Annotated in this window: 12 protein-coding genes; 9 read left to right on the top strand and 3 right to left on the bottom strand. The window is 40.1% G+C overall.

The features are described from left to right. Nucleotides 1-48: 48 nt before the first annotated feature. Nucleotides 49-534: a lipocalin family protein gene (locus HDC92_RS10435; RefSeq protein WP_012781031.1), complete on the bottom strand. Its 486-nt coding sequence runs from the start codon at nucleotides 532-534 to the stop codon at nucleotides 49-51. A 151-nt stretch (nucleotides 535-685) separates the two neighbouring features. Here HDC92_RS10435 and mdh point away from each other — a divergent pair, with 151 nt between their 5' ends. Next, nucleotides 686-1,624, top strand: a complete 939-nt coding sequence (gene mdh / locus HDC92_RS10430; RefSeq protein WP_012781030.1) for a malate dehydrogenase — start codon at nucleotides 686-688, stop codon at nucleotides 1,622-1,624. Nucleotides 1,625-1,631: 7 nt separating this feature from the next. Beyond that, entirely contained in the window at nucleotides 1,632-2,057 is a 426-nt protein-coding gene (locus HDC92_RS10425) for a retropepsin-like aspartic protease (protein ID WP_183874278.1), read from the top strand. Between the two features lie 53 nt (nucleotides 2,058-2,110). On the opposite strand, the gene gyrB is transcribed toward HDC92_RS10425, so the two are convergent. Then, the gene (gene gyrB, locus HDC92_RS10420) at nucleotides 2,111-4,069 is read right to left on the bottom strand and encodes a DNA topoisomerase (ATP-hydrolyzing) subunit B (RefSeq protein WP_183874276.1); all 1,959 of its coding nucleotides are present in this window, start codon (nucleotides 4,067-4,069) and stop codon (nucleotides 2,111-2,113) included. Nucleotides 4,070-4,313: 244 nt separating this feature from the next. Here gyrB and HDC92_RS10415 point away from each other — a divergent pair, with 244 nt between their 5' ends. Together HDC92_RS10415 and HDC92_RS10410 are read left to right on the top strand one after the other, a co-directional pair. After that, nucleotides 4,314-4,901, top strand: coding sequence for an OmpH family outer membrane protein (locus HDC92_RS10415; RefSeq protein WP_012781027.1), 588 nt, complete (start codon nucleotides 4,314-4,316; stop codon nucleotides 4,899-4,901). Between the two features lie 66 nt (nucleotides 4,902-4,967). Then, nucleotides 4,968-5,450 (top strand): nucleoside deaminase, encoded by a 483-nt coding sequence (locus HDC92_RS10410; RefSeq protein ID WP_183874274.1) that lies wholly within the window; start codon nucleotides 4,968-4,970, stop codon nucleotides 5,448-5,450. A gap of 10 nt (nucleotides 5,451-5,460) precedes the next feature. Here the strand turns inward: HDC92_RS10410 and HDC92_RS10405 are convergent, their stop codons facing one another. Beyond that, on the bottom strand, nucleotides 5,461-5,859 hold the full coding sequence (locus HDC92_RS10405) for an RNA-binding S4 domain-containing protein (RefSeq protein ID WP_183874272.1): 399 nt from the start codon (nucleotides 5,857-5,859) through the stop codon (nucleotides 5,461-5,463). A gap of 74 nt (nucleotides 5,860-5,933) precedes the next feature. On the opposite strand from HDC92_RS10405, the gene HDC92_RS10400 reads away from it, so the two are divergent. Genes HDC92_RS10400 through HDC92_RS10380 form a run of 5 tightly spaced genes read left to right on the top strand, consistent with a single transcriptional unit; the run spans nucleotide 5,934 to nucleotide 10,989 of the window. Further along, nucleotides 5,934-6,752, top strand: a complete 819-nt coding sequence (locus HDC92_RS10400; RefSeq protein WP_012781024.1) for a 2,3,4,5-tetrahydropyridine-2,6-dicarboxylate N-succinyltransferase — start codon at nucleotides 5,934-5,936, stop codon at nucleotides 6,750-6,752. A gap of 4 nt (nucleotides 6,753-6,756) precedes the next feature. Then, nucleotides 6,757-7,893 carry a glycosyltransferase family 4 protein gene (locus tag HDC92_RS10395; RefSeq protein ID WP_183874270.1) on the top strand — a complete coding sequence of 379 codons (1,137 nt, stop codon included), beginning with the start codon at nucleotides 6,757-6,759 and terminating at the stop codon, nucleotides 7,891-7,893. 19 nt (nucleotides 7,894-7,912) lie between these two features. Then, a complete protein-coding gene (locus HDC92_RS10390; protein ID WP_012781022.1) occupies nucleotides 7,913-8,959 on the top strand; it encodes a glycosyltransferase family 4 protein in 1,047 nt (348 codons plus the stop codon). A 30-nt stretch (nucleotides 8,960-8,989) separates the two neighbouring features. Then, nucleotides 8,990-9,556: an L-threonylcarbamoyladenylate synthase gene (locus HDC92_RS10385; RefSeq protein ID WP_183874268.1), complete on the top strand. Its 567-nt coding sequence runs from the start codon at nucleotides 8,990-8,992 to the stop codon at nucleotides 9,554-9,556. A gap of 26 nt (nucleotides 9,557-9,582) precedes the next feature. Then, a complete protein-coding gene (locus HDC92_RS10380) occupies nucleotides 9,583-10,989 on the top strand; it encodes a CCA tRNA nucleotidyltransferase (RefSeq protein WP_012781020.1) in 1,407 nt (468 codons plus the stop codon). Nucleotides 10,990-11,024 lie beyond the last annotated feature (35 nt).

Raw genomic sequence — 11,024 nt, 5'->3', positions numbered from 1 at the left:
ATTTTACCTGCGCTTATATTGGCGGTTTTAATTTATATGGGAAAAGATTTAAACATGTTCTTTCTCAGGGGCCTGCTGAACGGCCTTATGTTCCTGCGATACAAGTTTAGAAGTTTCATAGCCTTTTTTTGTACAGCGTTCTGTAATTTCTGCATACAATGTTGCAGATATTTCAGGCTTCCGGGCCATGATAAATAAGTGCTTATGTTTGGGATGCCCAACTACTACATAGGAATAATCATCTGCAAGCTCTATAACCCAATAATCTTCCTTAAAAGGCCATACAAACTGGGCCTTGAATACCGCATTGTTACTGCCCCTTACCACAAAAAGTTTGGACCGTATGTATTTGCGTTTGTCCTGACCTGTAACCTTATATGTAGTAAACACGGCATAATATCCATCAGGGTGAATTACATAAGTTTCTACCTTTTCTCTCCAATGTTTATCCATAAAGGTTGGAATAGAATACAGCGAATACCATTTTCCCGCATATGCCATAATATCTACTCGTTGTACAGGTTGGTTCTCCATAAATTTTCCTCCGATGATCTAGTATTTGGCAAATGTAAATTCTTTATCATAAAACCCGCAAGGAAGAATAAAGTTTTCAAAACCATTTTTTAAACTCATGTAATTTTATAACTTCGAAGGGAAGGTAACATACATAAAAAAAATTACTTATATGAAGATAACGGTTGTAGGTGCCGGTGCCGTAGGTGCCACTTGTGCAGATAATATTGCCAGAAAAGAACTAGCTGAAGAATTGATCTTACTGGATATTAAAGATGGCTTTGCCGAAGGTAAATCAATAGACATGATGCAAACAGCCGCTTTACTGGGCTTTGACACCAAAATTAAAGGTGTTACCAACGACTACGCAAGTACTGCGGATTCGGAAGTAGTTGTAATTACATCCGGATTGCCTCGTAAGCCTGGAATGACAAGAGAAGAACTGATAGGTATTAATGCGGGGATTGTAAAAGGGGTAACCGAGAATATCCTCAAATTCTCTCCGGGTGCAATTATCATTGTCGTTTCCAATCCAATGGACACCATGAACTATTTAACTTTAAAAACTTCCGGTCTTCCTAAAAACCGGATTATAGGTATGGGTGGTGCCTTAGATTCATCAAGATTTAAATATTACCTGAGCCAGGAGCTGAACTGCTCCCCTTCTGACCTGAATGCAGTGGTTATTGGCGGACATGGTGACACAACCATGATCCCCTTAATAAACCACGCTACCTGGAACAGCATCCCGGTTACACAATTGCTGAGCAAAGAACAACAGGATAAAGTGGTAAAAGCTACAATGGTAGGCGGCGCTACTTTAACAGGACTAATTGGCACTTCTGCATGGTACGCTCCTGGTGCTGGTACTGCTGCAATGGTTGAGAGCATTGTACGGGATGAGAAAAAACTGATTTCTTCTGGTGTATATCTGGAAGGTGAATACGGACAGGAAGATATTTCGTTGGTGGTACCTGTAATATTAGGCAAAAACGGGGTAGAGAAAATCCTTGACTTTAAACTGAGCAGCGAAGAGCAGGCCACTTTTAACCAAAGTGCCGATGCTGTACGCGCAATGAACAATGTACTTACAGATATGAAATTGATATAGGGAATAAATGAGGTCTGTTTCAATTCCCTTAACATTAATAAATTTACAAGACGACGGTTTCCACCTTTTGGTGGAAATTGTTGTTTTTGGACAAAAATTATTGGCTGTGGTTGATACCGGAGCTTCCAGATCTGTTTTTGACATGGCTTTGGTCAAAACCCATATCAGAGACCTGGAGCATACCGAAGAAACCCAGGCCACTACCCTGTTTACCACTTCGAGCACCTTACAGGCTGTCATTCCCAAAATAAAGATAGGCAGGTTGGTTTTAAAGGACTATGAAGCTGTGGCACTGGACCTGGAAGCGGTTAACCAGGCTTATGAAAGTCTGGGCCACCCGACCATTAAAGCTATTATTGGCAGTGATCTTTTACTGAAATATAATGCCACCATCAATTACAAAAAGATGAAACTTTTTCTTTACGAAGCATAAAAAAGAGGGGTACTGATCAGCACCCCTCTTTTTATAAATTGAAATAAATTTTACTAAGCATCAATCTTCGCATACTTCGCATTTCTTTCAATGAAATCCCTGCGTGGTGCAACTTCGTCCCCCATCAGCATAGAGAAAGTATGATCACACTCAGCAGCATTTTCAATTGTAGCCTGCATTAATGTACGCGTAGCCGGATTTAAGGTAGTATCCCACAATTGTTCTGCATTCATCTCTCCCAAACCTTTATAACGTTGGATGTGCACACTTTCTTCCTTTCCTGCACCCTTTAAACGCTGTACAGCGTCATCGCGCTGCTTATCGTTCCAGCAATATTCAAACTCCTTACCTTTTTTAACCTGGTAAAGCGGTGGTGCAGCAATATATACATAACCTGCTTCAATCAGGGCTTTCATATACCGGAAGAAGAAGGTTAAAATAAGCGTAGTAATGTGAGAACCGTCAATATCAGCATCCGTCATGATCACAATCTTGTGGTAGCGCAGCTTGGCTAAATTTAAAGCCTTATCGTCCTCTTCAGTACCAATACTCACACCCAGTGCCGTGAACATATTTTTGATCTCGTCATTTTCATAGATCTTATGCTCCATTGCCTTTTCTACGTTCAGGATTTTACCTTTCAAAGGCAATATAGCCTGGAAATTACGGTCGCGCCCTTGTTTGGCAGTACCACCGGCCGAGTCACCCTCTACCAGGTAGAGTTCACATTTTTCCGGATCACTATCAGAACAGTCGGCCAGCTTACCTGGTAAGCCCGAACCACCCATTACACTTTTACGTTGTACCATTTCGCGGGCCTTACGGGCCGCTGCACGTGCTGTAGCGGCAAGAATAACCTTGTTAACGATCATTCTGGCCTCTTTAGGATACTCTTCCAGATAAATACCCAAAGCTTCACCAACGGCAATATCAACTGCCCCCATCACTTCAGAGTTGCCCAGCTTGGTTTTGGTTTGCCCTTCAAACTGAGGTTCCTGTACTTTAACCGAAATTACTGCGGTTAAGCCTTCCCTAAAGTCATCACCGGTAATCTCAAACTTCACATTCTTCAGCAGGCCTGATTTATCGGCATAAGCTTTTAATGTTCTGGTTAAGCCTCTTCTAAAACCAGCAATATGTGTACCGCCTTCATGTGTATTGATGTTGTTCACATAAGAGTGCACATTTTCGGAATAACTGTCATTGTATTGCAGGGCAAGCTCTACTGGGATACCATTTTTTATGCCCTCAACATAAATAGGCTCAGGAATCAGAGATGGTCTTGTACCATCCAGAAACTGGACAAATTCTTTTAAGCCGCCTTCGGAATGGAAAAGTTCGGAAAGAAACTCGCCGTTTTCCAAGGTTTCACGCTCGTCAGTCAGCGTAAGTTTGATACCTTTATTCAGGAAAGAAAGCTCTCTTAATCTTGAAGCCAGTGTATCATAACGGTACTCTGTTGTTTGGGTAAAGATCGTCGGATCCGGAGAAAAGGTAACGATAGTCCCCCTTTTATCGGTATCACCTACAGATTTCACCTCATAGAGTGGTTTACCGATATTGTATTCCTGTACCCAGATCTTTCCTTCACGATGAACTTCGGCTTTTAAATGGGTAGATAAGGCATTTACGCAACTTACCCCTACACCGTGCAATCCGCCGGATACTTTATAAGTATCCTTATCAAATTTACCACCGGCATGTAATACGGTCATTACAATTTCAAGAGCCGACTTTTGTTCCTTGGTATTGATCCCGGTAGGGATACCACGTCCGTTATCTTCAACCCTGATTGAGTTATCTTTTAAAATATTTACATAAATGGTATCAGCATGTCCTGCCAGTGCTTCATCTATAGAGTTGTCTACAACCTCATACACCAGGTGGTGCAAACCTTTAATTCCGGTATCTCCTATATACATCGAAGGGCGCTTACGCACCGCTTCCAAACCTTCTAATACCTGTATATTATCTGCCGAATAATTTGACTTTGGATCTTTTTCTTCGCTCATATTTTTTAATAAAACAATAAGATTCAAATTTAACCAATTATGGTCAATTTAAGGCAAATGTGGATAACTATTTGAGTAAATAAGGATTGAAAAACGCGCTAAAAAACATATTCCTTAGGATACTAATTTTGAAATTTTATATTTGTTGAAATTTATCGGTAAAGGATAGACCATGCGGGATTCAAATGAGCGCCACAGGGCTTATAAAGAACGCTACATTTGACAATTAGAATAATTTAAATAGATGAAGACAACATTAAAATTAAGCAGCATTGCTACTGCGGTAGCCATAGTTTCAGTGATGGCATCGTGTCAGAACAAAGAAACAAAAGGCACTACAACTAAAACAACTGATGCTGTGGCTGTTTCTGACAGTGAGAAAATTGTTTACGTAAATTCAGACTCACTGCTAACAAAATATCAATATTTTAAGGACCTGAAAGTAAAATTAGATGGAAAATCTAAAACAGCACAATCAGACCTGGTAGCCAAACAGGATGCTTTTAAACGCGAAGTAGCACAGTATCAGCAGCAGGCAAATACCCTACCTGCGGATCAGCGCGCCGCCACAGAAGAAAGACTGGCACGCAAGCAACAGGAATTACAGGCCTATTCGCAAAATGCAGGTGCTGCACTTCAAAATGAACAGGCCGCCGAAAATGAAAAACTGTATGATAAAGTGGCTGATTATTTGAAAGTATACGCAAAAAAGAAAGGCTATAAAATGGTGTTGGGCTACTCAAAAGGAAACGGTACAATTCTATTTGCCGATGAAAGCTTAGATGTAACCAGCGAAGTTATTATTGGCTTAAATGAAGCTTACAAAAAATAAACACTCACAATGATATGAAATGCCTCCGGTAAAACCGGAGGCATTTTTTTTTGTATATTTATAATTATGGAGAAGAGGGATCAACACGAAAAATTCATGAAAATGGCCATACAGCTTTCAGAAGAAAATGTGCTGGATACAGTTGGCGGCCCTTTTGGCGCAGTAATTGTTAAAAATGGAAAAGTGATTGCAAAAAGTGCCAACAAAGTAACCTCAACCAACGACCCTACGGCTCATGCGGAGGTATCGGCGATAAGGATGGCCTGTAAAAAATTAAAAACATTCGACCTGAGCGGTTGTACCGTTTACACCAGTTGTGAACCCTGCCCTATGTGCCTGAGCGCCATATACTGGGCCAAAATAGATGCGATTTATTTTGCCAATACCAAAGACGATGCGGCTAATATTGGTTTTAGCGACAAATTCATTTATGATGAACTGGATAAATCTATGCACAAAAGGAAGTTGCCCATTAAACAATTGATGAGGGATGAGGCCATTCATGCATTCAGGTTGTGGGAAAAATCGGCCAGACGTGCAGATTACTGATCCCGTTTCCTTACTCTTCTTCAAACATCCCGCCAATCAGGTCATCCGTTTCACGGCGGTCCTTTTTGGTTGGCCTGCCAGTGCCCCGGTCCCTTTTTAATGTTGGGGCATGAAACATCGATTTAAATGCATGCGTCTCTTCAACAGGTGTAATGTCCTTATATTTTGTTACTGCAATTTTTGCTTCCACCCTGTTGTACAGTAACTCCACCACTTCAATCATTTTTTTTTCTATTCCTTTTGATACCTGGTACACATCGCCGGGCTTCACAATGGCCGAAGGTTTAAGGTTCTGACCTTTAAATTTAACGCGCCCTGCTTTGCAGGCCTCTGTTGCCAGGCTCCTTGTTTTAAACAGTCTTATTGCCCATAAATATTTATCTATTCTTAATTTTTCCTGCTCAGTCATAACATTCAAAAGTAGATAATATTGAAGGATTATGATAAAATTCATTTATTTTGTCAAAAAAATAACAAACAATCATGATAGCAGAATTAAAAAAGTTAGTAGAAGCCGCTTGGGAAGACAGAACTTTATTAGAATATAGTGAGCATTGCGAAGCAATAGAAACTGTAGTAATGCAGTTGGATAAAGGAGAACTGCGTGTGGCAGAGCCTATTTTAAACTCCTGGGGTGTAAATGAATGGATCAAAAAAGCAGTTATTCTTTACTTCCCTATCAGACAAATGAAGGTGATTGAAACCGGTCCTTTTGTGTATCACGACAAAATGAAACTTAAAACCAATTATAAAGAATTGGGTGTAAGAGTAGTGCCGGGTGCCAGTGCACGTTACGGTGCATATTTAGCAAAAGGGGTAATTATGATGCCTTCTTATGTCAACATTGGTGCTTACGTGGATGAGGGTACCATGGTCGATACCTGGGCTACAGTAGGCTCGTGTGCACAGATTGGAAAACATGTACACCTGAGTGGTGGCGTGGGTATTGGGGGTGTTTTAGAACCCATACAGGCTGCTCCGGTAATTATAGAAGACAATTGTTTTCTTGGATCAAGGGCCATTGTAGTTGAAGGTGTAAAAGTAGAAAAAGAAGCGGTATTGGGTGCCAATGTAGTATTAACAGCTTCTACAAAGATTATAGATGTTACTGGTCCGACTCCGGTTGAATATAAAGGCATTGTGCCGGCCCGCTCTGTGGTTATCCCTGGTTCTTATGCAAAAAAATTCCCTGCAGGAGAATACCATGTACCCTGTGCGCTGATTATTGGTAAGCGTAAAGAATCAACAGATAAAAAAACTTCGCTTAATGATGCATTGAGAGAAAATAATGTAGCAGTATAAGCTGATGAATATTGGTTTTGATGGAAAAAGAGCGGCAAATAACCTGACGGGTTTAGGCAATTACAGCCGCTCATTAATTGCTCATCTGGCAAAATATTTCCCTCAAAACCAATATTTTGTTTATAGCCCGAAAGTAAAAGACAATCCGCAGATCAGGCTTTTTAAGGAAACACCAAAGGTTCATTTAAAACTACCTGAATCCAAAGGACTGTTCTGGCGAAGCCTGGGCATAAAAACCCAGCTGCAAAAAGATAGGCTTGCCCTGTATCATGGCCTTAGCCATGAACTTCCAATCGGCATCCACAAAACGGGCATCCCATCCATCGTAACCATACACGATCTTATTTTTATCAGGTTCCCTCAGTATTATGGGTTCATTGACCGGCTTATTTATAAATTTAAAACGAAATATGCCTGTAAACACGCCAACAGGATCATTGCCATCAGCGAGCGCACCAAACAGGATATTATTGAATTATATAACATAGCTGCAAATAAAATAGAAGTAATTTATCAGAGTTGCGATGACAGCTTTAAATTGCCCGCTACTGAAGCGCTGCAAGAGCAGGTTAAAAAAAATTATACTTTACCTGATCAATACATTTTAAATGTGGGTACAATTGAGCAGAGAAAAAACCTGCTGACCTTAATAAAAGCACTTAAAAATGTCAATTCGGATTATAAACTGGTAGTCATCGGAAAAAAAACAGGATACTTCACAATGGTTGAAAATGAAATAGAACTGCTCGGATTGAAAGACAGGGTTCTTTTTTTACAGCATGTTCCATTTACCGACCTTCCTGCCATATATCAGCTGGCTACAGCTTTTATTTATCCCTCTCTATATGAAGGTTTCGGCATTCCGATTATAGAAGCCTTGTACTGTAAGGTTCCGGTAGTCGCAGCCCGGGGTTCCTGTTTGGAAGAAGCGGGTGGTGAAAGTAGCTTATATATAGCCCCTGAAGATGATAAGGCTTTAGCCCAGGCTATAAATAAAATACTGGATAACCCTGAACTGCAAATGGAGATGAAAGAAAAAGGCAGTGCTTATGTTCAGAAATTTAACAATGAAGACATCAGTGCGCAGTTGATGCAATTATATCTCAAAACGCTCCATAACATCAGGACAATTAGAAAATAAATAACTCAAAAAATGCTTTATGAAAATTGTTTTTGATGCAGAAAGAATGAAATATCCATTTACAGGACTGTTCGAATATTGCCTGCAATTGGGTGAATCCCTTCTTCAGATCAAACCTAAAGACGATAGACTTGCATTTTACATGCGCAGGGAAGATGAGGAATATTTTGGTCATCCCATTCATACATTAAACCAAAAAAGCTTCCACAAGTTTATTTTTCCTGGGTATAAACATATAGACATCTGGCATACTACTTACCAGTCTACCTCATACATCCCTAAGGATAAGAAGATTAAAAAAGTACTCACTATACACGACCTTAATTTTCTGTACGAAAAAAAAACCGTTCAAAAGCAACAAAAATACCTGAAAAAAATTCAACAGAATATCAACCGGGCAGATCACATTGTTGCCATATCTGAATTTACCAGACAGGATGTTATCAAACATCTGAAAGTTGGAAATAAACCCATCTCTGTTGTCTATAACGGATGTGAGGTAAAATCTTTTCCCGACTATAAAAACACACAAATTACGGATGCAAAACCATTCTTTTTTGCCCTGGGCACTGTAATACCAAAGAAAAATTTCCACGTATTGGTTCCTTTACTTCAAAATAATGATCTTGAGCTGATCATTGCAGGTAAAGCCGATGAAGCTTACAAATGCCTGATCATGGAACAGGCTGAATTGTATGGGGTAAGCGAACGGGTAAAAATAATCGGCCCGGTTTCAAACCAGGACAAATACCTGTATTATAAGAACTGTAAAGCCTTTCTTTTCCCTTCCATTGCCGAAGGCTTTGGCATACCTGTTATTGAGGCCATGTTTTTTGGGAAGCCTGTTTTTATCTCCAACAAAACCTCTCTTCCGGAAATAGGCGGCAACCTGGCCTATTATTTTGAGAGCTTTGATCCGGAGGCCATGCAAAAAGTACTGGTAAATGGCCTGGAACATTATCAGCAAAATAATCCCCAACAGGCAATTATCAGTCATGCCATGCAATTTACCTGGCAAAAATGTGCAAAAGCATATTGGGCAATTTACGAAAGCCTGAATGTATAAACAGTAAGTATAAAATTGTAATTTTACCTTATGCTAAGAACAGAAATTGAAAAAGCACTTGCTGTTTTAAAGGATGGAGGCGTTATACTTTATCCCACCGATACCGTATGGGGCCTGGGCTGTGATGCCACAAATGAACAGGCTGCTGCAAAAATAAATGCAATTAAAGGCCGTGCGGAGGATAAGAGTTTTATTGTACTTTTAGATACTGACGCTAAAATCCAAAGTTATGTTACTGAAGTACCTGATGTAGCTTATGACCTTATCGAGTATGCAGAAAACCCGCTTACCTTGGTATTTCCAGGCGCAAAAAACCTGGCAAAAAATGTAATCAATGCCGACGGCAGCGTTGGGATCAGAATTGCCAGACATGAATTCTGTCAGCAACTTATCCAGCGTTTTCGAAAACCCATCACCTCTACTTCTGCCAATGTATCAGGTGCAGCAACTCCAGGCTTTTTTGACGAAATCAGTGAAGAAATAAAAGTAGCTGTGGATTATGTGGTTGATTGGGAACAGGAGCTAAAAATCAGTAAAAAACCATCAACTATTATGAAATTGGCTCCCGGCGGGCAATTTTCCTTTATTAGAAGGTAAGTTTTACTACTTTTGTAAACTCATCAATGGAACAACATTTACAACACCCTGTTTTTAAATCTCTTGCCCGTATAGCCGACATGCATCACATCGAGGCTTATATTGTTGGCGGGTATGTAAGGGATATTTTTCTGAACAGGCCGTCTAAGGACATTGATATTGTTGTGCTGGGAAATGGTATTGAATTTGCCGAGCTTGTTGGTAAACAGCTTCAGAGTAAAGTAGCGGTTTTTAAAAATTTTGGCACTGCCATGTTAAAATATCAGGATCTGGAAATAGAGTTTGTGGGTGCCAGAAAAGAATCTTACCGCTCCGATTCCCGCAAACCAATTGTTGAAAATGGAACAATTGAGGACGATCAGCTGAGAAGGGACTTTACCATTAACGCGCTTGCCATATCCTTGAACAAGGAAAATTACGGGCAACTGGTTGACCCATTTAATGGAATAGCCGACCTGAACAATAAGCTGATCAGGACACCCTTAGATCCTGAGCTTACTTTTTCTGATGATCCCCTGCGCATGATGCGCGCAATCAGGTTTGCTACCCAACTCAATTTTACCATAGATGCTGCAGCAATAAATGCCATTAAAAAACAAAAAGAACGCATTGGCATCGTATCCAAAGAACGGATTACCGACGAACTGAATAAGATAATTTTATCTGAAGTCCCATCCATTGGTTTTAAGTATCTATTTGACACCGGACTTTTGCAACTGGTTTTCCCTCAAATGGCCAACCTTTATGGCGTTGATATCATTAACGGAAAAGGACATAAAGATAATTTCTATCATACCTTACAGGTGCTGGATAACATTTGTGGAACCACTTCAGACCTCTGGCTCCGTTGGGCAGCAATTTTACATGATATTGCTAAACCTGCTACCAAACGCTTTGAAGAAGGCCATGGCTGGACCTTCCATGGTCACGAGGACAAAGGCGCAAGGATGGTCCCAAAAATTTTTGCACAGCTTAAACTACCACTTAATGAAAAAATGAAGTTTGTGCAGAAGCTGGTACAACTCCACCTCCGTCCCATTGTCCTGGCCCAGGAAGTGGTAACAGATTCGGCAGTAAGAAGATTATTATTTGATGCCGGAGAAGATATTGAAAGCCTCATGCTGCTCTGCAATGCTGATGTAACTACAAAGAATGAATATAAGGTAAAAAAATACCGTAATAATTTTGAACTGGTTAAACAAAAACTCAGGGATGTAGAAGAACGCGACAAGATCAGGAACTGGCAGCCTCCTATTTCAGGCAATGATATTATGGAGACATTCGGGTTAAGCGCAGGAAAGGAAGTGGGCTTAATCAAAAATGCCATCAGAGAAGCGATTCTTGAAGGCGAAATAACCAATACGTATGATAACGCATTACAGTTTATGCTCGAAAAAGCTAAAGAGTTCGGACTTCATCCAATAAAGCGTTAACACAATTGTATAAAGTATATTTTATTTTTTAATTT

Source organism: Pedobacter sp. AK017 (genome assembly GCF_014200825.1).
GTDB lineage: Bacteria > Bacteroidota > Bacteroidia > Sphingobacteriales > Sphingobacteriaceae > Pedobacter > Pedobacter heparinus.
Note: the sequence above shows the minus strand (reverse complement) of the source record. Positions and strands in the feature narration are given on the sequence as shown.

Excerpts from the sequence above, each read along its gene's own strand:
- HDC92_RS10395 (WP_183874270.1), top strand. The coding sequence starts at position 6,757 with ATGAATATTGGTTTTGATGGAAAAAGAGCGGCAAATAACCTGACGGGT.
- mdh (WP_012781030.1), top strand. The coding sequence starts at position 686 with ATGAAGATAACGGTTGTAGGTGCCGGTGCCGTAGGTGCCACTTGTGCA.
- HDC92_RS10405 (WP_183874272.1), bottom strand. The coding sequence starts at position 5,859 with ATGACTGAGCAGGAAAAATTAAGAATAGATAAATATTTATGGGCAATA.
- HDC92_RS10400 (WP_012781024.1), top strand. The coding sequence starts at position 5,934 with ATGATAGCAGAATTAAAAAAGTTAGTAGAAGCCGCTTGGGAAGACAGA.
- HDC92_RS10425 (WP_183874278.1), top strand. The coding sequence starts at position 1,632 with ATGAGGTCTGTTTCAATTCCCTTAACATTAATAAATTTACAAGACGAC.
- HDC92_RS10415 (WP_012781027.1), top strand. The coding sequence starts at position 4,314 with ATGAAGACAACATTAAAATTAAGCAGCATTGCTACTGCGGTAGCCATA.
- HDC92_RS10380 (WP_012781020.1), top strand. The coding sequence starts at position 9,583 with ATGGAACAACATTTACAACACCCTGTTTTTAAATCTCTTGCCCGTATA.
- HDC92_RS10435 (WP_012781031.1), bottom strand. The coding sequence starts at position 534 with ATGGAGAACCAACCTGTACAACGAGTAGATATTATGGCATATGCGGGA.
- gyrB (WP_183874276.1), bottom strand. The coding sequence starts at position 4,069 with ATGAGCGAAGAAAAAGATCCAAAGTCAAATTATTCGGCAGATAATATA.
- HDC92_RS10390 (WP_012781022.1), top strand. The coding sequence starts at position 7,913 with ATGAAAATTGTTTTTGATGCAGAAAGAATGAAATATCCATTTACAGGA.
- HDC92_RS10410 (WP_183874274.1), top strand. The coding sequence starts at position 4,968 with ATGGAGAAGAGGGATCAACACGAAAAATTCATGAAAATGGCCATACAG.
- HDC92_RS10385 (WP_183874268.1), top strand. The coding sequence starts at position 8,990 with ATGCTAAGAACAGAAATTGAAAAAGCACTTGCTGTTTTAAAGGATGGA.